Source organism: uncultured Microbulbifer sp., from assembly GCF_913055755.1.
Classification (GTDB): Bacteria; Pseudomonadota; Gammaproteobacteria; order Pseudomonadales; family Cellvibrionaceae; genus Microbulbifer.
This window is the reverse complement of the sequence record NZ_CAJXKH010000033.1, coordinates 13,418-35,579: the sequence shown is the minus strand read 5'-3', so window position 1 is coordinate 35,579 and position 22,162 is coordinate 13,418. Positions and strand designations below refer to the sequence as shown.

Genomic DNA, 22,162 nt, shown 5'->3' with positions numbered 1-22,162 from the left:
TGAATAACGATCGTTGGAACACGCTGCTGAAGTACACCTACTTCTACAACGTGCCGACCACGGATCAGGTGCTGGTAACGTCCAACAGCACCAGCAACGCGACGGAGTTCGTGCAGAAGAGCCATATCTTCTCGGTGGACAGCAACTACGATCTGACCCGGCGCTGGACCCTGGGGGCCAAGTACGCCTACCGCCTCGGCCAGTTGAGCATGCAGCGGCAAGATCCGGAGTTTTTCGACAGTACCGCGCACCTGTACGTGTTGCGGGCGGACTGGCACTTCGTCAACCAGTGGGATCTGTTGCTGGAAGGGCGCATGCTGGATCTGCCGGAAGCGGGGGACAGCAGGAGCGGCGCGCTGCTGGCGATCTATCGCCAGTTGGGGCGTAACTTCAAAGCCGGTGTGGGTTACAACTTCACCGACTTCTCCGATGATCTCACCGACCTGGACTACGACAGCCAGGGCGTGTTCCTGAACATGGTCGGCAAACTGTAATAACGGTTAGTTCGCGGCAGGTCCCGGGCCGCGGCGGCGGCCCGGGCAATTGGATGTCCGGGATAGCCGGAATGAATGGGGCTCCGGATCAGAGCCCCAGCGGTCGCGCCAGCGGCTCGATCGCTACCACTTCACCGGCCTTGACGCTGCCGCTGTCGCGGGCCAGCACAATCAGGCAATTGGCATCGGCGAGCCCCGAGAGGATATGGCTGCCCTGGGCACCCACCGGCTCGACGCACAGCGTACCGTGTTCATCACTGCGGTAGATACCGCGCTGGAAATCGGTGCGCCCGGGACTTTTCCTCAGCGGCTGCAACAACCTCGCTTGCAGCGGCACCGGTGCAGACCAGGCGCCGCCCTGCATGACGGTCAGTGCCGGCACCACCAGTTGCTGGAAGGTGACCAGCGCCGACACCGGGTTGCCGGGCAGGCCGAAGAAGGGCGTGCCGCGCAGGCGTCCGTAGGCAAAGGGCTTGCCGGGCTTCATCGCCACTTTCCAGAATCCGATCTCCCCCATTTCCTCCAGTACTTCGCGGGTGTAGTCCGCCTCGCCCACGGACACGCCGCCGGAAGTAATAATGGCGTCGGCCTCGCGCGCGGCGCGGGCGAGGTTTTCGCGGATGATCTCGCGGTTGTCCGGCAGTATCCCCAGGTCGAGGACCTCGACTTCCAGTTTTGCCAGCGCTGCCAGCAATGCGATGCGGTTGCTGTCATAGATTTCGCCCCTGCCGAGGACATCGCCGGGCTGGCGCAGTTCGTCGCCGGTAGAGAAGAGGGCGACGACCGGGCGCCGCTGCACCTCCACACGGCCGATACCCGCCGCCGCCAGCAGCGCGATACGGGCGACTGAAATGCGGCTGCCGGCCTGCAGCAGGGTATCGCCTTCGCGGATATCCTCGCCGCGGCGGCGCACGTGGTCGCCGCGGCGCACTTCACCATGGATGACGATGGAGGCACCGTTGGCGGTGACCTGCTCCTGCATCACCACCGTATCGGCACCGGCGGGCATTGCCGCACCGGTCATGATACGCACACAGGTACCGGGCCAGACCTCGCCGTCGAACGGACTGCCGGCAAAGGATTTGCCGATCTGCTCGAGGGGCGCGCCCTTTTCCAGGTCGGCGCAGTCCAGATCGGCGTAGCGCAGTGCATAGCCGTCCATCGCCGAGTTGTCGCAGGGGGGCAGGCACACGCTGGAAGCCACCGCCTGCGCGAGCACGCGGCCGGCGGCCTGGGCCAGGGGAATCGATTCGCTGTCGCTGAGGGGGGAAATATCGTCGAGCAGGGTTGCCCGGGCCTGTTCGATGGAAATCAGGCCGGGCTGGGAACAGCAGTCACTCATTGGGAAACTCCGGGGTCAGTAGGACTCTGGCCGCTTCTGGTTGACCATCCACACCGCGGCTTCCACACGGGAGCGCATGCCGAGTTTTTTCAGCAGGTGCTTCACGTGTACCTTGACGGTGGCGTCACTAATGTCGAGTTCGCGGGCGATCAGCTTGTTGCTGAGGCCGTCGGCGATCAACCGCAGAATCTGGTATTCGCGGCTGGTGAGGGTAGAGAGGGTGTCGGCGCCGGTTTTGTCCGGTTTGCGCAGGGCCGAGGCGAGAATTTCCGTGAGGCGCTGGCTGATGGCCATTTTGCCGTGGGTCACCGCCAGCACCTGTTCGAGGATGTCTTCCGGGTCCATGTCCTTCAGCAGGTAGCCGTCGGCGCCGGCGCGGATGCAGGCCACCACATCCGCGTTGTTGTCGGACACGGTGAGCATCACGATGCGTGCGGTGACATCCGCGGCGCGCATGGCGCGCAGGGTATCGAGGCCATCCATGCCGCGCATATTCAGGTCGAGCAGGATGACATCGGGGTCACATTCCTCCGCAAGTTTTATCGCCTCTTCGCCATCGCTGGCTTCTGCCACCAATTCCAGGCGCGGCTCCAGGCTGAACAGTTGCATCAGCCCTTTGCGGAACAGGGGGTGGTCGTCGACCATCATCACTCTGGCGGGACTGGACATGTTTGCTCCTGGGGGACATTGCTCATGGGCCCGTTCACAAGTCGCTATGCTAGCACAGTGGAAACGGCGCTAGGGCCAACTACCCCTTTGGGGGTAGTGACGCTGCTGCTGGAGAAAAGGGGGTACTTATTGATGGTAATTGAGCGGTTGCCTGGCGCTGTCCATAGTGATGGTCGAGTACTACTAGCCGACCAGGAGCCGAGACTGTGTCCGATATCTACGAATGGAACCCGGAGGATGGCCAGTTCTGGCAATCCAGGGGCAAGAAAATCGCCAACCGCAATCTATGGATTTCGATTCCCAGCCTGCTGGCGGGATTCGCCGTGTGGCTCTACTGGGGCATCATCACGGTACAGATGCTCAACCTGGGATTCCCGATTGCCAAATCCGAACTGTTTACGCTGATGGCCATCGCCGGTCTCACCGGCGCGACGCTGCGGATTCCCAGCAGTTTTTTCATTCGCCTGTGCGGTGGCCGCAACACCATCATGTTTACCACCGCGCTGCTGATCGTACCGGCATTGGGTACCGGTATCGCGCTGCAGGACCAGAATACGCCGCTGTGGGTGTTCCAGTTGCTGGCTTTGCTCAGTGGTTTTGGCGGCGGTAATTTCGCGTCCTCCATGTCCAATATCAGCTTTTTCTTTCCCAAGGAAAAGCAGGGGCTGGCGCTGGGCCTGAATGCGGGCCTGGGGAATTTCGGTGTAACCACCATGCAGATCATTGTGCCGCTGTTTATGACCTTCGGCGCCTTTGGCGCCATGGGCGGCGACCCGATGACGCTGGTAAATTCCTCCGGCTCCCTGATCGGCAAGGTGCCCGCCGGTTCCGACTCCTGGATCCAGAACGCCGGTTTTGTCTGGCTGCTGTTGCTGATACCGCTGGCGCTGGCGACCTGGTTCGGCATGGACAATATCCGCACCGATGAGGTATCACCGGATGTGGGCAGTCCCCTCAGCACCTTTGGCAAAATGAGCCTGATGCTCGGTATCGGCCTGGTGAACGCGCTGATCGGCCTGTGGCTGATTCTGCCGGAGAGCGCCAACGGTTCCGGCTGGGGCGTGCCGAAAGAGCTGGTGCTGCTGCTGGTGATTTTCGGCACCGTCTACGGCCTGAAGATGCTGCCCGGTGACATCCGCAACAGCCTCGACCGTCAGTACCGTATCTTCAACAACAAGCACACCTGGGTGATGAGTGTGATCTACACCATGACCTTCGGCAGCTTTATCGGATTTGCCGCGGCTTTCCCGCTGGCGATCAAGGTGATCTTCGGTTACAGCCACGTGATGGTGGACGGTGTCATGACCCACGACACCATCAATGCCAATGGCCCCAGCGCGCTGATGTACGCCTGGATGGGGCCGTTTATCGGCGCGCTGATCCGCCCGGTGGGCGGCTGGATCGCGGATCGCATCGGCGGCGCGCTGGTGACCCAGATCTGCGCCCTGGTTATGGTCGCCAGTGCCCTGGGGGTTGCCTACTACATGAAGGCGGCCTATGCCTCGGCCTCACCGGAAGACTACTTCGTACCCTTCTTCCTGCTGTTCCTGACCCTGTTTGCGGCCACCGGCATTGGTAATGGCTCCACTTTCCGCACCATCGCCATGGTGTTCCCGAAAGAGCAGGCGGGCCCGGTACTGGGCTGGACCTCCGCGGTGGCGGCCTACGGTGCCTTCTATATTCCCAAGGTATTCGGTGAGCAGATCAAGGCGACCACACCGGAGTACGCACTGGCGGGTTTTGCAATCTTTTACGGGGTGTGCCTGTTGATCAACTACTGGTATTACCTGCGCAAGAATGGCGAGTTCTACAATCCTTGAGTACTCAGGCCCGACAGCTGAACCCTGACAATTAATTCACATATGCGTCGTCGCTCGGGGGGGATTGTTTCCCCCGACCTCGCACTTTGGGGGGAGGTTTCCCCCTTTTTTTAATCCCGCCGGCTACGGCGGACATTTTCATATTTGACTATCCTGAGCTGCGAGCCGATACCGCCAGGGGCTGTACGGCTATCACGGCGATACAGTTGGACACCGCAATGGCAAATTTTCGGGAGCCCGGTTTTGTTACAGATCATTGATCGCGAGCGCGAACAATCGCTCTTCCCCCTCTGGCGCATGCCCTTTCGCCCGATGTTTCTGGGCGCCGCCATCTGGAGTTGTGTCGCACTGTGTATCTGGTTGATACAGTTGCGCGGTATTGCACTGCCCGCACTGCGCGGCGGTGTGACCTGGCATGCCCACGAAATGCTGTTCGGTTTTGCCGGCGCCGTGATCGTGGGTTTTATTACCACCGCAATGCAGACCTGGACCGGGTTGCGCGCGCCCACCGGCGGCCCGCTGATTGCACTGAGTGCACTGTGGCTCGCGGCGCGGCTGGGTTATTTATTCGCGGCGGTACCGGTGTGGTTGCCGGTGGCGCTGGAGAGCGGTTTTTTCCTGCTGGCCGCGCTGCTCACCAGCCGGCGTATTCTCGCGGTGCGCCAATGGCGCAACCTGTTTGTGATTCCCGCACTGATCGTATTCGCGGCACTGGCTGCCGCGCACTGGCTGCTGCCCGCCTGGCAGCGCAGCGCCGGCCTGGTCACGCTGCTGCTGGTCACCGGGATGATCACCATCTTCGGCGGCCGGGTGATTCCCTTCTTCACCGCGCGGCGTTTTCACCAGCAGCAGCGGGACAAGATTGCGGTGCTGGAAATCGGCAGCCATTGCGTTGTGGTGGCGCTGCTGCTGGCGGTGGGGTTCAACCTGCCAAAAGTCGTGTGGGGCTGGCTGGCGCTGGCGGTTGGTGTGCTGCAGCTGGTGCGCTGCATGCGCTGGCGGCCGTCGCTGATCTGGCGCGAGCCGCTGCTGTGGTCACTGCACCTGAGCTACTGGTTTGTGGTGCTGGGTTTCGCGATGGCCTTTCTCGCCTGGAGCGGCATCGCTCCCGGGCTCGAGAGCGGCGCGCTGCACGCCCTCGCGGTGGGTGGTATCGGCGGCATGATCCTGGCGATGATCAGCCGCGTCACCCTCGGTCATTCCGGTCGCACCCTGCAATGTCCGCGCCTGATGCCACTGGCATTCGTGGCACTGGTGGTGGCGGCACTGGCGCGGGTGTTCTGGGCACCGGCCGGCAGCGCTTTCCTGATTGCGGTGGCGGGCTGGCTGCTGGGCTACGGACTGTACCTGCTGTACTACGCACCGATGCTGGTAACCCCGCGCACCGACGGCCAGGCGGGTTAGGACTGCTGCAGGTGCGGCGGCAAGGGAACTGGCGAGTCTGATCCCCGCGGGCTTAAGATCCCCCAGTGCAGCTACGCCTGACTGCCCAGATGATGTTGTCGTAGCGGTATATGTACCGGTTTATGTAGAGGTAAACAATGACCGAACTCCTTTCCCCCGCGGGCACCCTGAAAAGCATGCGTTTCGCCTTCGCCTATGGCGCCGACGCGGTCTATGTGGGCCAGCCGCGCTACAGCCTGCGGGTGCGCAACAACGAGTTCAACCGCATGGAGAACCTGGCCGCTGCGGTGGACGAGGCCCACCAGCTCGGCAAGAAGATCTATGTCGCCAGCAACGTGGCGCCACACAACGACAAGCTGCGCAGTTACCTGCGGGATATGGAACCGGTGGTCGCCATGCAGCCGGACGCGCTGATCATGTCCGATCCCGGGCTGATCATGCTGGTGCGGGAGCGCTGGCCGGAAATACCGGTGCACCTGTCGGTGCAGGCCAACGCGGTCAACTGGGCCACGGTGAAATTCTGGCAGCAGCTGGGGCTCGAGCGGGTGATCCTGTCCCGCGAGCTGTCCCTCGACGAGATCGAGGAGATCCGCATGCGCTGTCCGGAAATGGAGCTGGAAGTCTTTGTGCACGGCGCCCTGTGCATGGCCTATTCCGGGCGCTGCCTGCTGTCCGGCTATATCAACCACCGCGACTCCAACCAGGGTGCCTGCACCAACGCCTGTCGCTGGGAGTACAACGCGCACCCGGCGCGGGAAACCGACACCGGCGACCTGGTTGCCGCGGGCGAAGCCGGTGACGCGGGTGCCGTGGGCGAGGTGGATCCCGCCCGCTGCGACCCCGCGCCCATGTTGCTGCAGGAAAAAAATCGCCCGGACGAGCTGATCCCGGTTTACGAGGATGAGCACGGCACCTACCTCATGAACTCCAAGGACCTGCGCGCGGTACAACATGTGCAGCGGCTGGTGCAGATGGGCATCCACTCCCTGAAAATCGAGGGGCGCACCAAGTCCCACTACTACGTGGCGCGCACCGCCCAGATCTACCGCCGCGCGATCGACGATGCGGTGGCCGGACGCCCGTTCAATTTCGAGCTGATGTCCGGTCTCGAACACCTGGCCAACCGCGGATACACCGAGGGCTTCTATCGCCGCCATGTGCCCAGCGAGTTCCAGAATTACGAAAAGGGCGTGTCCAGCAATCCCAACCAGCAGTTTGTGGGGGAGGTGCTGGGTATGGCCGACGGCTGGATGACCGTGGACGTGAAGAACCGCTTCGAACGGGGTGACCAGCTGGAACTGATCACGCCCTCCGGTAACCGGCGCTTCCGCCTCGAGGTGCTGGAATCCGAGCGCGGCGAACCCCTCGCGGTGGCACCCGGCTCCGGTCACGTGGTGCGACTGCGCCAGTCGCTGGACCTGCCGGACGATACAGCCGGCTATAGCATGCTGATGCGCCACATCGACGGACAGACCGTTGCAGCTGTGTGAATGGTGGCGCTTGTCGGTCGCGGTGGGGCGGAGCTGCAGCTGGTGCTGTTGCGGGCGGTAAGCGCCCTCCAGCGACGATTTTTCAGGCTTTTATCCTAGCGGATTTCGAAATCAGCGTTTATTGATCAGTCCCGGAGCTGGCTGTCGGGGCGGGGCATTTGTTATTCTGTTGGTCGGCAAGTAGTACGAACGTACCAGTTTGAGCGAAATGCTGCGAATACGATGCCAATGGAGAAATAGGAGTGCCAGTGCGCCCGAAAACGATAATTCTGAACAGCCTGATCCTGATTTCACTACTGGCGGGGGCCACGACGGTCCTGGCTGCCGATCCGGAAGCGGGCGAAGCCCTGTACGGCACCTGTGCGGCCTGTCACGGGCCGAAGGCCGAGGGCGCAGTGGCCATGAAGGCGCCGGCACTGGCCGGTCAGTCGGCAGCCTACCTGGCGCGCCAGCTGCACAATTTCCGCAACGGTGTGCGCGGCACCGCCGATGGTGACACCCCGGGGGCGCAAATGGCAGCCATGGCCAAGACACTGGCGGATGACGACGCGGTGGCGAATGTGGCGGCCTATATTGCGAGCTTGCCGGCGGTAACCCCGGCAGCCACCGTGGAAGGCGATGCTGTGGCGGGCAACAAGCAGTACCAGAGCAAGTGCGGTGCCTGCCACGGCAGCTCCGGGCAGGGCAATGACGCGCTGAACGCGCCGCGTCTGGTGGGCCTCGGCGATACCTACCTGATTCGGCAGTTTCAGAATTTCAAGCAGGGTATCCGCGGCAGCCATCCGGATGACAAGTACGGTCGCCAGATGAAGATGATGGCCGCCACCCTGAACGAGCAGCAGCTCGTGGACGTGGCCGCATTCCTGAACAGCAAGTCCGAATAGGCTGTTCGGCACAAGCAAATAACAATACAAGAATAACCATCCGATGTACCTGAAGAACCTCACCGTCAAAGCGGGCATTCTCGCCGCATCGCTGTTCGGCGCCACCCTGCTGGGTACCGCGACAGCGGTCGCGGCCCCGGCACCGCCGATCGAGCTGGCCAGCCACTGCCCGCCCGGCTTCGAACTCACCGCCGACAACCAGTGCAAGTTGCGCACTCTGTACGACGGTTACAAGTCCCTGGAGAACAAGGGCGTGGGTGGCCTCAAGACTGCATTGCCGGCCGCCCGTGACGGTTTCAGCCCGCAGCAGATCGACCTGGGCCGCTACCTGTTTTTCGACCCGTTGCTGTCCGGCGACAACAGTCTCTCCTGCGCCAGCTGCCACCATCCGCAGCTGGGCTTTGCCGATGGCCGCGCAACCAGTATTGGTATTGGTGGCGCAGAAGCGGCGCGCGCGGCACCCACGCTGTGGAATGTGGGCTTCCTGAAAAAGCTGTTCTGGGATGCGCGCGCGGACAACCTCGAACAGCAGATGCAGGGCCCTCTGTATTCCGAGGTCGAGATGGGTGGCAGCCCCGCGCAGGTGCTGGCCGATATCGGTGGCAATGCCGACTACCAGCGGTTGTTTGGCGAGGCTTTCCCGGGGCACCGGGGGCAGCCGACCCTGCAGCAGATCTACACCGCGATCGCCGCCTTCGAGTCGTCGCTGGTGTCTCTGAACAGCCGCTACGACCAGTATGCGCACGGCTATCAGGATGCGCTCAATGACAAGGAGAAGGAAGGGCTGAATATCTTCCGTTCCTTCGTTGCGCGCTGTGCCGAATGCCATACGCCGCCGCTGTTCACCAACCAGCAGATAGCTGTTATCGGCGTGAACGAGCCTGAAGGACGCAAGTTCGACCCGGGTGCCGGTGCCATCTTCGATAATCCCACCTGGCGTGGCGGCTTCAAGGTGCCGTCGCTGCGCAATATCGTCAAGACCGCGCCCTACATGCACTCGGGGACTTTTGACAACCTGCGGGATGCCACCGAGTTCTATACCCTCGGCCGCGGCCACGCGCTGCCGGAGGAGGAAAAACAACGCATGATCCTGCACTGGCACATCTGGGAGCCGGACCTGAGCGACGAGGAGCTCGATCGCCTGGTGGATTTCATGGGCACGCTGACCGACGAGATGTTCACCCCGAAAATTCCCGAGCGGGTGCCGTCTGGCCTGGTGCCGGTGGGGGTGATACCAGAAGCATTACAGCAACAGGCAAGCAATTGACTGTCGAGAAATTAAAAACCGATAAACATTTACCTCGCAGATAATAAAAAGGACATCACATGGCCAACAAATTCATTACTGCTGTCGCGGCACTGGGCCTGCTGGCGGCCGGCGCCTACGTCGGCAACCAGTGGCCGCAGGACAACAGCCACACGATCGTCGGCGATGCCGACCGCTTCGCCAGCGATTCTGCCGCGCAAGCGCTCTCCGGCAGCGCGCGTTTTGACAGCTCCGTGGGCGCCAGCGGTTCCGGCCAGGTGTGGGAAGTGAAGGACGGAGACTCTATCCAGAAGGCTGTGTCCGAGGCTGCCCCGGGCGATGTGGTCAAGGTCTACCCCGGCACTTACTCCGAGACCGTCTACATCGACAAGGATGACATCCTCCTCACCGGTGTTGTCGCGGATGGCCAGTGGCCGGTGATGGAAGGGCTCAAGAAACTGAACGATGCCATTCTCTACTCCGGCAACAACATCACCGTGGAGAACTTCCGCATCCAGCACTACAAGGGCAATGCGGTCATGGGCCAGGCGGGCAACAACTTCCTGATCCGCAACAACCACGTGATAGACACCGGGGTGTACGGCATCTTTCCGCAGCTGGGCAAGAACGGCCTGATCTCACACAATATCCTCAGCGGCATCGAGGACGCGGCCATCTACGTGGGCATGTGTGACAATATTCACGTGTCTCACAATGAGGTGTTCGACAGCGTTGCGGGTATCGAGATTGAGAACACCCGCGATTCCATCGTCGAGAACAACTATGTGCACGACAATACCGGCGGCGTGCTGGTATTCATCACCCCGGGCCTGCCGATCAAGGACACGGTGAACACCATCGTGCGCAACAACTTTATCGTCAACAACAATACCGCCAACTTCGGCGCCGAGGGTGCCATTGTTGCCGGCGTGCCGGCCGGTACCGGGATCCTGAACATGGCGGGCGACAAGACCACCATCGAAGGCAATATCATCAGCGGCAACAAGAACATCGGCATCCTGATTACCGATCACCACAATGCGCCCAACCTGACACTGGACCCGGACGCCGACCCCGACTCGGATGAGGTGGCGATCCTCAACAACTTCATGTTCGACAACGGTACCGACCCGATTCCGGAGATCAAGGCGCTGAAGGCGTTGTCGCTGACCTCCGGCCCGGTGGACATCCTCAACGTCGGCAACAGTAAAAACAGCTGCATTCTCGACCGCAACCAGTACCCGACCACCGGCCTCGACAGCTACGGCACCTGTGGTTTTAGCGACACCGCGGAAGTCACCACCTTCCTGTTGGACGAGCCGGCACCGAAGCGCGAGATTGCCGCTGAAGACATGGGCAAGTCTGCCTATTACGGCGTTTGCGCCGGCTGTCATGCCTATAATGTGCGCATGATCGGTCCGCCAACCCAGATTATCCAGGCCCTGTACATGGACAACCCGGAAGGCATCGTTGAGTACATTACCAGCCCGACCAAGAAGCGCGAAGACTACCCGGAGATGCCGCCGCAGAACTACCTTTCCGAGGAGGTGCGCATGGCAGCGGCCAGGTACATGCTGGAGGTGCGGGGTCACCAGGTGATTTCAGAGAACGAGACCAAGATGGAAAAGGACCAGGCCAAAGCCAGGGAACTGTCAGCCGAGGGCTGAACCACTTACTGTCAGACTGCGAAAAACCCGGCCGCGCGCCGGGTTTTTCATCTGAAGGTGGGGGTATCGCAAGATGCCACAGGGGCCTGCAAACTCAGAGCGGTTCCACCAGCTGGTTGGCCGCCAGGGATTTGTGAATGCGTCGGCAGGTCCTGGCAAATTTGGAAACGTCGCCGAGGGTCGGCTTCTCGCCGTGGTCGAGGCGCGTCTCCCACTCCTCCAGTTCCTGGTCGAGATATTCCAGCAGTTTTTTCGGGCAGCCGCGACAGGGGCCGGCACACAGCTGGTCCGCCGGCAGGCTGAACGGCATGGTGCTGCGAACCTCACCGATCAGCCCGCGCATGGCGGTAACCGTATCGGGTTTCACGGCTTTACATCCCGCATATAGCGCTGGCGTGCGCGGGCGTACTCCGGCACAAACGAGAAGGCCACCTCGGTGCCGCCGGTTTCCCGCCGCCGGATCTGCAGGTCGCCGTGCAGGTTGCTGGCGCGCTCCTGCATGATCGACATGCCAAAGTGGTTTCTCTTCTCCGGCGCGTCGGCAATGCCCTTGCCGTTGTCACAGATTCGCGCCACTACACGCTGCCCATCGCCCGGCACCATGCTGATGGTGACCCGATCCCCCCAGGAGTGATACACCGCGTTCTGTGATGCCTCGCGCACCAGTTGCAGCAGGTGGATTTCCTCGTTGGGGCTCAGCGGGATTTCCTCCAGCTCGTAATTGAACTCGATGGTGATTTCCGGGTGCTGCTCGCGGTACTGTTCCACGGACAGCTGCAGGATATCGCGCAGGCCGCCCTCGGCCACCTGCAATCGGAAGGTGGTGAGCAGTTCGCGCAGCTGGCGGTAGGAGGTATTCAGGCCCTGTTTCAGCTCGCCGGTAATTTCCCCTATCTGTTCACGGTCGATTTCTTCGAGGCGGGTACAGCGGTTCAGGCGCGCCACCTGAATCTTCAGGTAGGACAGGGACTGGGCGAGGGAGTCGTGCAGCTCGCGGGCGATGATGCCGCGCTCGTCCATCAGCGCCACGCGGCGCTCGTGCTCGCCGCGCTCCTTGAGGGTGATGGCAGTGGTGATGGCATCGGCAAAGGCGCTGAGGCGCTGTTGCTGCTCGCGGTGCAACAGTTGACTGCCGGGCAGGCTGCACACCAGTACCCCGTAGTTGCGGCGGTCCGCCTCGAGCGGGAAGCGGTACAGGCGCTGATCCTCGCCTTCGGCCTGGCCGCAGGCGCGCGCGCAACTGAAGCATTCCTTTTCCTCGCAGCTCTGGTTGCCGTCGCCGTAGATCAGGTGTTCGTAGGGCGTTTCCCCCTCCTGGGTCATCAGACACAGGTCGAGGTCGGGGAGGCCGGTGAGCCCGCTGAATTCCTCCAGCCATTGCTGCAACTCATTGCCGTCCAGGGTGCCCTCGCTGATGCGCCGCGCCAGGCGGTACTGGAAGTCGAGCACTTCGTGGCTCTGTTGCAGCTGTCGGGTTTTCTGTTTTACCCGCGCTTCCAGTTCGCGGTGGGTCTGGTCGATCTCGCGGCTCATCCCGCGGATGGTCTGGGTCAGTAGGCCCAGCTCGTCCTCGCTGTGCAGGGACAACCGCGGCTGGAAATTGCCGCGGGCGATTTCCCGGCAGCCGGCGATCAGTTCCCGCAGCGGCTGCTCCACCGAGCGCGACAGGGTGAACATGGAAAAATAGACGAGCGTGATGGTGGCAAACAGCGAGCCCAGTTGTACCAGGCGCAGAAAAGCCACCTTGTCTTCGGCGATGCGCTGGTAGTCGAGCACCAGCCGGTCCACCTTGCCCACAAACACGTCCACCGTGGCCAGCAGTTCCGCGTTGTCGATCTGGCGCTCGCCGCCGGCTACCGACGCCAGCAGGGGCCTCATGTGCTGTTGCCAGTCTTGCTGTACCTCGCGGAAGTCCCGCGCGGTTACCGAGGTATCGGACAGGGGAAAGTTCGAGATGTCGGCGATCTTCTGCAGCTGCTGGTCGAGCGCGCCCGTCAGCTCTCTGGTCGCTGCGCGGTCGCCGCTCTGGGCAGTGGTGGCGAGCTTGTAGCTCAGGGCGCGCACGAAGCCGGACAGGTTGATCGCCCTGGCGTCGTGCTCGGCCGCGTCGGAAATGACATAGGACGCCACCATCGAGCTGATCGCCACTACCGCGGTGAGCAGCAGCAGTACACCGATGCGAAACACAATGGATTGTCGGACGCGATTGAGGACGCTGGGCATAGGCAAAATCCTGTCTGTCACGGGCGCATTATGCCTGTTGGGACTGTATTTAGTAGTACCCCAAAAAAACCGCCTGGTCGCCCGGCGGCGCCTCATCGGGGCAGATGTCGCTGCAGGGTAGGCTATTGCTGCGCTCCCGGGCAGTACGCGTTTTTTTGTCCTACCCACAAAGGGGTAGAGCGGGAATTTTGACCGCCTGAGCCCCCGGTGTTTTAGCCGCTGACAGCTTTTATATTCCACTCCATCAACAAGTCACGCACCGGCATGTTTGTCTCGGAGTAATGTATGAGCCACTTTCTGGACCGTCTGAAGTATTTCAAAAAACACAGGGAACCGTTTGCCGACGGCCACGGTGAAAAAACCTGGGATGACCGCAGCTGGGAGGAGGGGTATCGCCGCCGCTGGCAGTTCGACAAGATCGTGCGATCCACCCACGGGGTCAACTGCACCGGCTCCTGCAGCTGGAAGATCTATGTAAAGGATGGCCTGGTCACCTGGGAAACCCAGCAGACCGACTATCCGCGCACCCGCCCGGACCTGCCCAACCACGAGCCCCGCGGCTGTCCCCGCGGCGCCAGTTACTCCTGGTACATGTATTCCGCCAACCGGCTGAAGTATCCGAAAATCCGCAAGCGGCTGGTAAAACTGTGGCGCGAGGCCAGGCTGAAGCACGCGGACCCGGTGGAAGCCTGGGCCAGCATTGTCGAGGACCCGGCCAGGGCGAAATCCTATAAAGAGTGCCGCGGCATGGGCGGCTTCGTGCGCATCGACTGGCAGGAGGTCAATGAACTGATCGCCGCGTCCAATGTGTACACCGCGAAAACCTACGGTCCCGACCGTATCTCCGGCTTCTCGCCGATCCCTGCCATGTCCATGGTGTCCTACGCCGCGGGTGCGCGCTACCTGTCGCTGATCGGCGGTAACTGCCTGAGTTTCTACGACTGGTACTGCGACCTGCCGCCGGCCTCGCCGCAGATCTGGGGCGAGCAGACCGACGTGCCGGAATCCGCCGACTGGTACAACTCCAATTACCTGATCGTGTGGGGCTCCAATGTACCCCAGACCCGTACCCCGGACGCCCACTTCCTCAGTGAGGTGCGCTACAAGGGCGCCAAGACCTGTGTCATCACCTCCGACTATTCCGAGTGTTCCAAGTTCGGCGACACCTGGCTGGCGCCGCGCCAGGGCACCGACGCCGCACTGGCGATGGCCTTCGGCCACGTGATCCTGAAGGAATTCCACGTGGACAGGCCCAGCGCCTACTTCACCGAGTATGTGCGCACCTATACCGACATGCCGATGCTCGTCACCCTGGAAGAGAAGGACGGCCGCCTGGTACAGGGCCGCTTCCTGCGCGCTTCCGACCTCGTGGACAACCTGGGCCAGGACAACAACCCCGAGTGGAAAACCATCGCCATCAACGAGGACGGCCGCCTGGTTTCCCCCAACGGCTCCATTGGTTATCGCTGGGGAGAGACTTCTTTAAAGGAAGGCGCGCGCGGCAAGTGGAATATCGAACAGCGCGACGGCGGTGACGGCTCCGAACTGAAACTGCAACTGAGCCTGAAAGACTGCGCAGACGAAGTGCGCGATGTGGCCTTCCCGTATTTCGGTGGCCAGACCCACGAGTACGATTACTTCCAGCACACCGACCACGACGATGTGATCGAATACCGGGTGCCGGTGAAAAAAGTCCGCACTGCCGACGGCAACACCATGCTGGTGGCCAGTGTCTACGACCTGACCCTGGCCAACTACGGTGTCGAGCACGGCCTCGAAGATCCCAACTGCGCCCACAGCTACGACGAGGACAAGCCCTACACCCCGGCGTGGCAGGAAAAAGTTACCGGTGTGCTGCGCTCCGACGTGATCCGCGTCGCGCGCGAGTTCGCCACCACCGCGGACAAAACCCGCGGGCGCTCGATGGTGATTGTGGGCGCGGCACTGAACCACTGGTACCACATGGACATGAACTACCGCGGCCTCATCAACATGCTGATGATGTGCGGCTGTATCGGCCAGAGTGGCGGTGGCTGGGCGCACTATGTGGGCCAGGAAAAACTGCGCCCGCAGACCGGCTGGACCCCGCTCGCCTTCGCCCTCGACTGGCAGCGCCCGCCGCGCCACATGAACGGTACCTCCTTCTTCTACAACCACGCCAACCAGTGGCGCTACGAAAAGCTGGAGATGTCCGAGGTGATCTCGCCGCTGGCGGACAAGTCCAAGTGGAGCGGTTCCATCATCGACTTCAACAGCCGCGCCGAGCGCATGGGCTGGCTGCCGTCGGCACCGCAGCTGGGGGTGAACCCGTTGCAGCTGACCAGGGAAGCCGAGGCCGCCGGCATGACCCCGCAGGAGTATGCGGTGCAGCGGCTCAAGAGCGGCGAACTGCAGTTTGCCAACCAGGATCCGGACAACCCGCAGAACTTCCCGCGCAACCTGTTTATCTGGCGCTCCAACCTGCTGGGTTCCTCCGGCAAGGGCCACGAGTACATGCTGCGTCACCTGCTCGGTACCAGGCACGGTCTGATGGGCAAGGACCTGGGTGAGTCCGGCGGCAACAAGCCGGAAGACATTACCTGGCGGGAGCAGCCCAGCGAGGGCAAGGTCGACCTGCTGGTGACCCTGGACTTCCGCATGTCCACCACCTGTCTCTATTCCGACATCGTCCTGCCCACCGCCACCTGGTACGAGAAGGACGACATGAATACCTCGGATATGCATCCGTTTATTCACCCGCTGACCAAGGCGGTGGACCCGGCGTGGGAAGCGCGCAGCGACTGGGAAATCTTCAAGGGCATCGCGAAACATTTCTCCGACCTGAGCAATGGTCACCTGGGTGTGGAAAAGGATCTGGTGACCCTGCCAATCCACCACGACACGCCCACGGAAATTGCCCAGCCGTTCGGGGTGAAAGCCTGGTGGAAGGGCGAATGTGAGCTGCAACCCGGGGTGACCGCGCCGAGCATGATCGTGGTGGAGCGGGATTACCCGAATACCTACAACCGCTTCACCTCCATCGGCCCGCTGTTGGAAAAACTCGGCAACGGCGGCAAGGGCATCAACTGGAATACCGATGCGGAAGTGGATTTCCTGAAAAAACTGAACCGCACCTACAGTGAGGATTCGGTGCGCGACGGACGCGCCAAAATCGAAACCGCGGTGGATGCGGCGGAGATGATTCTGTCGCTGGCACCGGAGACCAACGGCCAGGTAGCGGTAAAGGCCTGGGATGCGCTGGGCCAGATCACCGGCCGCGACCACACCCATCTGGCAAAGCCGAAGGAAGAGGAAAAAATCCGCTTCAACGACATTGTCGCGCAGCCGCGCAAGATTATTTCCTCGCCCACCTGGTCCGGCCTGGAAGACGAGCATGTGAGTTACAACGCAGGCTACACCAACGTCCACGAGTACATTCCCTGGCGCACCATTACCGGCCGCCAGCAGTTCTACCAGGATCATGAATGGATGCGCGACTTCGGTGAAAACCTGTGTGTGTACAAGCCGCCGATCAACCTGAAAACGGTACAGCCGGTGCTGAACAAAAAGTCCAACGGCAACAAGGAAATCCTGCTGAACTGGATTACCCCGCACCAGAAGTGGGGCATCCACAGCACCTATTCCGACAACCTGCTGATGCTGACCCTGTCCCGCGGCGGTCCCATCGTATGGATGAGCGAGACCGACGCGAAGCTCGCCGGTATCGAGGACAACGACTGGATCGAAATCTTCAACGTCAACGGTGCCATTGCCGCGCGCGCGGTGGTGTCGCAGCGGGTGCCCGACGGCATGGCGATGATGTACCACGCCCAGGAGCGCATCGTGAATACCCCTGGGGCGGAGACTACCGGTACCCGCGGCGGTATCCACAACTCGGTGACCCGCGCGGTGATGAAACCCACCCACATGATCGGCGGTTACGCGCAGCAGTCCTATGGCTTCAACTACTACGGCACCGTCGGTTGTAACCGCGACGAGTTTGTTATTGTGAGAAAGATGAGCAAGGTCGACTGGCTCGACGGAGAAGATGTCAAAGTGGTTGCCGCTAAGGAGCCTTCAGCCCAAGGCTTTGCCAATAAAGAGGAGACAGTGCAATGAAAGTAAGAGCGCAAATCGGCATGGTGCTGAACCTCGACAAGTGCATCGGCTGCCACACCTGTTCCGTGACCTGTAAAAACGTGTGGACCTCCCGCGAGGGGGTCGAGTACGCCTGGTTCAATAACGTCGAAACCAAGCCCGGTATCGGCTATCCGAAAGAATGGGAAAACCAGGACAAGTACAACGGCGGCTGGGTCCGCAAGAAGAACGGCAAGCTGGAGCCGCGCCAGGGCGGCAAACGCCGGGTGCTGGCGAATATTTTCGGCAACCCGGATATGCCGGAAATCGACGACTACTACGAGCCGTTCGACTTCGACTACCAGAACCTGCACAAGGCGCCGGAGCAGAAGCACCAGCCCGTGGCGCGGCCGCGCTCGCTGATCAGCGGCCAGCGCATGGAAAAGATCGACTGGGGCCCCAACTGGGAGGAAATCCTCGGTACCGAATTCGAAAAGCGCAAGAAAGACAAGAACTTCGAGGAGGTGCAGGCGGACATCTACGGCGAGTTCGAAAACACCTTCATGATGTACCTGCCGCGCCTGTGTGAGCACTGCCTCAACCCGGCCTGTGTGGCGAGCTGCCCCAGCGGCGCCATCTACAAGCGCGAGGAAGACGGCATCGTGCTGATCGACCAGGACAAGTGCCGCGGCTGGCGCATGTGTGTATCCGGATGTCCCTACAAGAAGATTTACTACAACTGGAAAACCGGCAAGTCCGAGAAGTGTATCTTCTGCTACCCGCGCATCGAGTCCGGTCAGCCCACCATCTGCTCCGAGACCTGTGTTGGCCGCATCCGCTACCTCGGTGTGCTGCTGTACGACGCCGACCGCATCGAGGAGGCCGCCGCCGTCGAGAACGACAAGGACCTGTACCAGGCCCAGTGCGATATTTTCCTGGATCCGAACGACCCCAAGGTGCAGGAAGCCGCCCGTGCGGAGGGCATTCCCCAGGCCTGGATCGACGCCGCGCAAAACTCCCCCGTCTACAAGATGGCGATCGACTGGAAAGTGGCGCTTCCGCTGCACCCGGAATACCGCACCCTGCCGATGGTCTGGTATGTGCCGCCGCTGTCACCGATCCAGAACGCGGTCCAGGCCGGCGATGTGGAAACCGTGACCGTGGGCATGAATGCCGAGATCCCGGATCTGTCCACCCTGCGCATCCCGCTCAAGTATCTGGCCAACCTGCTCACCGCCGGCGATGTGGCGCCGGTGGCGCGCGCCCTGGAACGCATGATCGTGATGCGCGCCTATATGCGCGGCATTCATGTGGACGGTGTGCAGGACCGCGAGCTGCTGGAACAGGCGGGCATGAGTGTGCAGCAGGTGGAGGAAATGTACCGCTATATGGCCCTGGCCAATTACGAGGACCGCTTCGTGGTGCCGTCCAGCCACAAGGCCTACGCGGAAAATGCCTACGACATGAAATCCTCCTGCGGTTTCAGCTTCGGCAACGGCTGCAGCACCGGTAACGACCCGGTGAATATTTTCGGTGGCAAAAAACAGACGGTTCGCCAGGTGATCCCGGCGAAGATCGTCGACTAACAGGAGGAGCGCGCGATGAAAACCCTACAGTTGATTTCCCGCCTGCTGGACTATCCGGACGAGGCGCTCGCCGCGCACCTCGCGGAGCTGACGCAGTTTGTTGCGGGTTCCGAGGAACTCGGTCCGTCGATTCGCAACCGCTTGCTGTGCTTTATCGCCCACTACGAGAGCCGCGAGCTGCTCGACTGGCAGAGTGAATACGACGGCCTGTTCGAACGTGGGCGCGCGGTGTCGCTGCATATTTTCGAACATATCTACGGCGAGTCCCGCGATCGCGGCCAGGCCATGGTGGAGCTGCTCAAGCAATACCGCAATGCCGGCCTGGAGCTGGCCGAGCGCGAATTGCCGGACTACCTGCCCACCTATCTGGAATTCTGCGCGACCCAGGAAGATGCCGCGCGCGCATGGCTGCAAGAGATCTCCCACGTTCTCGCCCTGCTCGCCGCACGCCTGCGCGACAAGGAATCCGTGTACGCGGAACTGATCGACGCGCTGGTGGATTTCACCGGGGTCGAGGTGGACCGGGACGGCCTCGCGCAACAGGTAGCCAAGGAGGAGCGCGACGATACGCCGGAGGCACTGGACAAGATCTGGGAAGAGGAGGTGGTGAGCTTTTCCGCCGCCCAGGGCAGTGCCTGTGAACAGAGTGTGCAGCGCCCCAGCGCCGCACAGTTCCGGGATGACAAGTCCATTACATGGGTGGATGCGGCCAATCACACCGCCGCACACACCGGGCAGGCTTAGGAGTTAGCGATGAATTACGCCAATACACTTTTCTTCGGAATCTATCCGTTTGTCGCCCTCACGGTTTTCCTGGTGGGCAGCCTGATCCGCTACGACCGCGACCAGTACACCTGGCGCACCGGCTCCAGCCAGCTGCTGGAAAAGAAAAAACTGCGTGTGGGCAGCATCCTGTTCCATATCGGTGTACTCGCGATCCTGGCCGGGCACTTTGTCGGCCTGCTGACGCCCAAGGCCGTGTGGCACCTGCTGGGGGTCGAGGCCTCCACCAAACAGGCACTGGCCATGGGCGCCGGTGGGCTGTTCGGGGTGGTCTGTTTTATCGGCATGACGATCCTGCTGCACCGCCGCCTCACCAACCCGCGGGTGCGTGCCACCTCTTCGCGCATGGACATCGCCATTCTGCTGATGCTGTACGTGCAGCTGATCCTGGGCCTGCTGAGCATCTTCGTATCCGCCGGCCACATGGACGGTGCGGAAATGCTGAAGCTGATGACCTGGGCGCAGTCCATCGTCACCTTCAATGCAGCAGAGGCGGCGACCGCCATCAGCGAAGTGCACTTTATCTACAAGCTGCACGTGTTCCTGGGGCTGACCCTGTTCCTGGTGTTCCCATTCAGCCGTCTGGTGCATGTGTGGAGCGTGCCGGTGCAGTACTTCCGCCGCAACTACCAGGTAGTAAGAGCCAAAGCCACAAGCAGCCTGTAAAGCAGGGAGGATGTCATGAACGCACTACCGGCCAACGATGCAAACGATCAGCAGTTCATTGGACCGGTACTGGTCAATGGCCGGCGGATAGCGCGGGAACGGATCTACGCGGAAATGCAGCACCACCCCGCGCCATCACCCCGGGAGGCCATGTACGCAGCAGCGCGCTCACTGGTGCTGGCGGATCTGCTGCGAGAGAGCGCCTGTGAGCAGGGGTTGTGTGACCGCGAAATCGATACCGCCAGTGCAGCCTTCGATGACGTGGTCGAGCAGCTGTTCGAGCGGGAAGTGCCACAGCTGAAACCAACCCTGCAACAGCGCCTGGAATATTTTTATACGCACCGCGAGAAATTCACCTCGCAGCCATTGGCGGAAGTGCGGCATATCCTACTGGCAGTGATGCCGGGAAAAAAAGGTAGCAGCGGGGGACAGAAACGTATTGCCAACAAACTGCTGGCGGAAATCCTTCGCGCTGCGGATCCGCTGCAGCACTTCACAAAGCTGGCGCAGCAGCGTTCGAACTGCTCCTCCGGCTCCGCCGGCGGCAGTCTCGGCCAAATTGGCCCCGGTGACACGGTGGCGCCATTTGAACAGGCCGTATTTTCGGGTGGCACAGGCCTGGTACGCACACCGGTGCGCACCAAGTACGGCTGGCATCTGATCTACGTTGAACGGCTGGAGCGGGGACGACCGCTGCGGTTTAGCCACATGGAAGAGCGCATCGGAAAATATCTGCAGGCGGACTTGCGCCGCAGGATGGTCAACGTCTATCTCAAATGCCTGGTGGGCAAGGCGGAAATCCAGGGGGTTGATATGTCCTGCGCGCTCGGCGGAAGTCGTTCATGACCAATAAAAGTAGTTATCGCGAATTGCCGCTGGTGTACGCCTGCTCTGGCTGCTCCAGCGCGGCACAACTGACCAACGCACTGGCGGTGCGCCTGGATCGCGCGAAGCTGGCGGAAATGTCCTGCATTGCAGGTGTTGGTGGCGAGGTGCCGGCCCTGCTCAGGATCGCCACCGCGGAGCGCCCCAAGGTCGTGCTGGATGGCTGCCCGCTGCACTGCGCTCGCAGTTGCCTGCAGCGACAGGGGATTGCGCCGGATCTACACATAGATCTGTCGCGGGAGGGCATTCGCAAGAAAATGCATGCAGATCCCACGGTCGAGGAAATCGAGCGAATTTTGCAAACGGTGGTTAGCCCGCGCATCGCTGCGTTGTTGTCTACTTAACTGCGGACGAAGGTGTCGATGGCGAGCGCGGTCTTGCGAGCCCGCCACCTGGCGACATTAACCAGCGTATTTCAGGTGTAACGGAAGAGTTTTTTGAATGGAGAAGACAAGGTGTTAGCGCTCAAACGGTCCATTTCACGTGTGGGTTACCGAGTCGGTTGCAGGGCCTTGCGGCGACTTCCCCGCTGGCCCGGCGAACGTATATTTATCCAACTGCTCAACCGGCAGCTGGCGGTTGAGCTGGAGGATGGGTTGTTTGATTTCCTCGATGGCCAGGTTCTGGAAGTTAACGTGACCGACCTGGGCTTGGAACTGCGCGTCAGCAAACACGGCGACCACTTTGTGCGCGTATCGGCCGCGGTACCGGCCGACGCCACCATCTCTGCCGGCCTTGCGGATTTTTTTGCCATCGCCAGTGGCCGGGAAGATCCGGACACCCTGTTTTTCCAGCGCAGGTTGGCCATTCGCGGCCAGACCGAAATCGGCTTGACGGTGAAAAACCGGTTGGATGCGTTTGACCGCAATCGCATACCGCGCTGGGCCCAGCGCTGGCTGGAAGTGGTCGCCACAGAACTGGCGACGGTCGCTGCAAGCTGACACAGG

The 22,162-nt window shown here is 61.6% G+C and carries 18 protein-coding genes; 14 read left to right on the top strand and 4 right to left on the bottom strand.

Going from position 1 to position 22,162, the window contains the following annotated elements; genetic code table 11:
- The coding region (locus QZ511_RS07765) for a hypothetical protein (protein WP_295801360.1) at nt 1-494 on the top strand (494 nt) is incomplete at its 5' end.
- Nucleotides 495-582: 88 nt separating this feature from the next.
- Here the strand turns inward: QZ511_RS07765 and glp are convergent.
- Nucleotides 583-1,836 (bottom strand): gephyrin-like molybdotransferase Glp, encoded by a 1,254-nt coding sequence (gene glp / locus QZ511_RS07760; protein ID WP_295801358.1) that lies wholly within the window; start codon nt 1,834-1,836, stop codon nt 583-585.
- A 15-nt stretch (nt 1,837-1,851) separates the two neighbouring features.
- The gene (gene narL, locus QZ511_RS07755; RefSeq protein ID WP_295801355.1) at nt 1,852-2,505 is read right to left on the bottom strand and encodes a two-component system response regulator NarL; all 654 of its coding nucleotides are present in this window, start codon (nt 2,503-2,505) and stop codon (nt 1,852-1,854) included.
- A gap of 206 nt (nt 2,506-2,711) precedes the next feature.
- Between narL and QZ511_RS07750 the strand changes: the two genes are divergently transcribed.
- The 6 genes from QZ511_RS07750 to QZ511_RS07725 all read left to right on the top strand — a co-directional run bounded on the left by QZ511_RS07750 (nt 2,712) and on the right by QZ511_RS07725 (nt 11,016).
- Nucleotides 2,712-4,325 (top strand): MFS transporter, encoded by a 1,614-nt coding sequence (locus QZ511_RS07750; protein ID WP_295801351.1) that lies wholly within the window; start codon nt 2,712-2,714, stop codon nt 4,323-4,325.
- A 243-nt stretch (nt 4,326-4,568) separates the two neighbouring features.
- The gene (locus tag QZ511_RS07745) at nt 4,569-5,729 is read left to right on the top strand and encodes an NnrS family protein (RefSeq protein WP_295801349.1); all 1,161 of its coding nucleotides are present in this window, start codon (nt 4,569-4,571) and stop codon (nt 5,727-5,729) included.
- A 137-nt stretch (nt 5,730-5,866) separates the two neighbouring features.
- Nucleotides 5,867-7,219: a tRNA 5-hydroxyuridine modification protein YegQ gene (gene yegQ / locus QZ511_RS07740; RefSeq protein ID WP_295801347.1), complete on the top strand. Its 1,353-nt coding sequence runs from the start codon at nt 5,867-5,869 to the stop codon at nt 7,217-7,219.
- Nucleotides 7,220-7,467: 248 nt separating this feature from the next.
- Nucleotides 7,468-8,103, top strand: coding sequence for a c-type cytochrome (locus QZ511_RS07735; RefSeq protein ID WP_295801346.1), 636 nt, complete (start codon nt 7,468-7,470; stop codon nt 8,101-8,103).
- A gap of 43 nt (nt 8,104-8,146) precedes the next feature.
- Nucleotides 8,147-9,370: a cytochrome c peroxidase gene (locus tag QZ511_RS07730; protein WP_295801345.1), complete on the top strand. Its 1,224-nt coding sequence runs from the start codon at nt 8,147-8,149 to the stop codon at nt 9,368-9,370.
- 59 nt (nt 9,371-9,429) lie between these two features.
- Nucleotides 9,430-11,016 carry a parallel beta-helix domain-containing protein gene (locus QZ511_RS07725; protein ID WP_295801344.1) on the top strand — a complete coding sequence of 529 codons (1,587 nt, stop codon included), beginning with the start codon at nt 9,430-9,432 and terminating at the stop codon, nt 11,014-11,016.
- Between the two features lie 94 nt (nt 11,017-11,110).
- Here the strand turns inward: QZ511_RS07725 and QZ511_RS07720 are convergent, their stop codons facing one another.
- Nucleotides 11,111-11,383 (bottom strand): hypothetical protein, encoded by a 273-nt coding sequence (locus tag QZ511_RS07720; RefSeq protein ID WP_295801342.1) that lies wholly within the window; start codon nt 11,381-11,383, stop codon nt 11,111-11,113.
- Complete coding sequence (locus tag QZ511_RS07715; RefSeq protein ID WP_295801341.1) at nt 11,380-13,239, bottom strand: histidine kinase; 1,860 nt, start codon at nt 13,237-13,239, stop codon at nt 11,380-11,382. The genes QZ511_RS07720 and QZ511_RS07715 overlap by 4 nt, the downstream gene beginning before the upstream one ends.
- Nucleotides 13,240-13,524: 285 nt before the next feature.
- Between QZ511_RS07715 and QZ511_RS07710 the strand changes: the two genes are divergently transcribed.
- From QZ511_RS07710 to QZ511_RS07680, 7 genes are all read left to right on the top strand, one after another.
- On the top strand, nt 13,525-17,337 hold the full coding sequence (locus QZ511_RS07710; protein ID WP_295801339.1) for a nitrate reductase subunit alpha: 3,813 nt from the start codon (nt 13,525-13,527) through the stop codon (nt 17,335-17,337).
- Nucleotides 17,334-18,881 (top strand): nitrate reductase subunit beta, encoded by a 1,548-nt coding sequence (gene narH, locus QZ511_RS07705; protein WP_295801337.1) that lies wholly within the window; start codon nt 17,334-17,336, stop codon nt 18,879-18,881. Before QZ511_RS07710 ends, narH begins: the two co-directional genes overlap by 4 nt.
- A gap of 15 nt (nt 18,882-18,896) precedes the next feature.
- Entirely contained in the window at nt 18,897-19,625 is a 729-nt protein-coding gene (narJ, locus tag QZ511_RS07700; protein WP_295801335.1) for a nitrate reductase molybdenum cofactor assembly chaperone, read from the top strand.
- 9 nt (nt 19,626-19,634) lie between these two features.
- The gene (gene narI, locus QZ511_RS07695; RefSeq protein ID WP_295801333.1) at nt 19,635-20,330 is read left to right on the top strand and encodes a respiratory nitrate reductase subunit gamma; all 696 of its coding nucleotides are present in this window, start codon (nt 19,635-19,637) and stop codon (nt 20,328-20,330) included.
- A 15-nt stretch (nt 20,331-20,345) separates the two neighbouring features.
- Nucleotides 20,346-21,176, top strand: coding sequence for a peptidylprolyl isomerase (locus QZ511_RS07690; protein WP_295801332.1), 831 nt, complete (start codon nt 20,346-20,348; stop codon nt 21,174-21,176).
- On the top strand, nt 21,173-21,559 hold the full coding sequence (locus QZ511_RS07685) for a putative zinc-binding protein (protein WP_295801331.1): 387 nt from the start codon (nt 21,173-21,175) through the stop codon (nt 21,557-21,559). The genes QZ511_RS07690 and QZ511_RS07685 overlap by 4 nt, the downstream gene beginning before the upstream one ends.
- Before the next feature lie 168 nt (nt 21,560-21,727).
- Complete coding sequence (locus QZ511_RS07680) at nt 21,728-22,156, top strand: SCP2 sterol-binding domain-containing protein (protein WP_295801329.1); 429 nt, start codon at nt 21,728-21,730, stop codon at nt 22,154-22,156.
- Nucleotides 22,157-22,162 lie beyond the last annotated feature (6 nt).

Coding starts and splice junctions, on each gene's coding strand:
- glp (WP_295801358.1), bottom strand. CDS start 1,836: ATGAGTGACTGCTGTTCCCAGCCCGGCCTGATTTCCATCGAACAGGCC.
- narL (WP_295801355.1), bottom strand. CDS start 2,505: ATGTCCAGTCCCGCCAGAGTGATGATGGTCGACGACCACCCCCTGTTC.
- yegQ (WP_295801347.1), top strand. CDS start 5,867: ATGACCGAACTCCTTTCCCCCGCGGGCACCCTGAAAAGCATGCGTTTC.
- QZ511_RS07730 (WP_295801345.1), top strand. CDS start 8,147: ATGTACCTGAAGAACCTCACCGTCAAAGCGGGCATTCTCGCCGCATCG.
- QZ511_RS07725 (WP_295801344.1), top strand. CDS start 9,430: ATGGCCAACAAATTCATTACTGCTGTCGCGGCACTGGGCCTGCTGGCG.
- QZ511_RS07715 (WP_295801341.1), bottom strand. CDS start 13,239: ATGCCCAGCGTCCTCAATCGCGTCCGACAATCCATTGTGTTTCGCATC.
- QZ511_RS07710 (WP_295801339.1), top strand. CDS start 13,525: ATGAGCCACTTTCTGGACCGTCTGAAGTATTTCAAAAAACACAGGGAA.
- narH (WP_295801337.1), top strand. CDS start 17,334: ATGAAAGTAAGAGCGCAAATCGGCATGGTGCTGAACCTCGACAAGTGC.
- narJ (WP_295801335.1), top strand. CDS start 18,897: ATGAAAACCCTACAGTTGATTTCCCGCCTGCTGGACTATCCGGACGAG.
- narI (WP_295801333.1), top strand. CDS start 19,635: ATGAATTACGCCAATACACTTTTCTTCGGAATCTATCCGTTTGTCGCC.
- QZ511_RS07690 (WP_295801332.1), top strand. CDS start 20,346: ATGAACGCACTACCGGCCAACGATGCAAACGATCAGCAGTTCATTGGA.
- QZ511_RS07685 (WP_295801331.1), top strand. CDS start 21,173: ATGACCAATAAAAGTAGTTATCGCGAATTGCCGCTGGTGTACGCCTGC.